Here is a 1,361-nt window from a genome sequence, read left to right on the forward strand (position 1 = left end):
TCCGGAAACGGCGGCAACGGAGGGGAATTCTCTGGCGAGAGCGGCAGCAACGGCAGCGATGGCAGTGTGGCCGGCTCCGGCGGAACAGGCGGACTCATCAGCGGTGCCGACGGTGGCGTCGGCAGTTCCGCGGCCACCCTGATCAACGATGGCGGCTCGATCACGGGCGGCGGCGGTGGCGGCGGCGGCGGCTTCCATAGCAACGGCCGCAGCGGCGGCAACGGCGGCGATGGCGTCGCCTCATCGGTAGACAATGCTTCTCTCGCCAACAGCGGTCGTATCGTTGGCGGCGGCGGTGGTGGCGGCGGCGGCATCGTCATGCTGGGTGGCGGCACGATCGACAACAGCGGCACCGTGCAGGGCGGCACGGGGGGCGCCAGCGGCTATGGCGATCCACGCTACCGCGCCGGATCTGGCGGGATCGGCATTGCCGGGGCAGGCCTCACCGTGACCAACAGCGGCACCATCGCCGGTGGATTCTCGATCGACGGCAACGGTCCCCAGGCTCATGCGATCCAGTTCACCGGTGGCGTCAATACGCTGGAACTGCACGCCGGCTCGGTGGTCAGCGGCACTGTGGAGGCCTTCAGCGCGGCCGACACATTCGGCCTCGGCGGTTCGGTCGGCGGTTCCTTCGATCTTTCACAATTGGGCGCGGCGGGCTCTTCCGCCCAGTATCAGGGCTTCGGCATCCTGGAAAAGTCCGGCACCGGCACCTGGACTATTTCCGGCACACCGGGCACGGTCATGGCCTGGTCCGTTACGCAAGGCATCCTCGATCTCGGCGCCACGACGCAGACCGCCACCGGCTTCACGCTGACGGGCGGGGAATTGCGCAACGGCACTCTGAGCACCGCCGGCAGCTTCGCCTTGAGCAACGGCACCGTGTCGGCGCTCCTCGGCGGGACCGGCTCCCTGGTCAAATCCGGCACCGGCACGGTCGTCCTCACCGGCACCAACACCTATTCGGGCGGCACCTTCGTCAACGGCGGCACATTGAGGATCGGCGGCGACTGGGCGCTGGGCGATGTCTCGGGCGCCCTGACCTTGAACGGCGGCGCGCTGCAGGTGACGGGCAATCCCGTCAGCTTCACGCTGGAACGCCAGATAATCCTCGGCGCCAACGGCGGCACCTTCGATGTCGGCGCCGGCAAGAACCTCATCCTCGACGGCGTGGTTTCGGGTGACGGACAACTCGCCAAGACCAGTTCCGGCACGCTGACGCTGACCGGCGCCAACAGCTATTCGGGCGGCACGGCGGTACGCGGCGGCAGCCTTGTCGCGGCGGCGACAGGTGCGCTCGGCGACGGGCCGGTCACCATAAACTCCAACGGAAGCGGGGGATGGGCCAGGCTCTATTT

The 1,361-nt window shown here is 68.4% G+C and carries 1 protein-coding gene; it reads left to right on the plus strand.

Features of this window, described 5'->3' with window-relative positions; genetic code table 11:
• The coding region (locus tag EN964_RS39165; RefSeq protein WP_206528816.1) for an autotransporter-associated beta strand repeat-containing protein at nucleotides 1-1,361 on the plus strand (1,361 nt) is incomplete at both ends.

It is taken from the genome of Mesorhizobium sp. M7A.F.Ca.CA.001.10.2.1 (assembly GCF_003998575.1).
Lineage (GTDB): Bacteria > Pseudomonadota > Alphaproteobacteria > Rhizobiales > Rhizobiaceae > Mesorhizobium.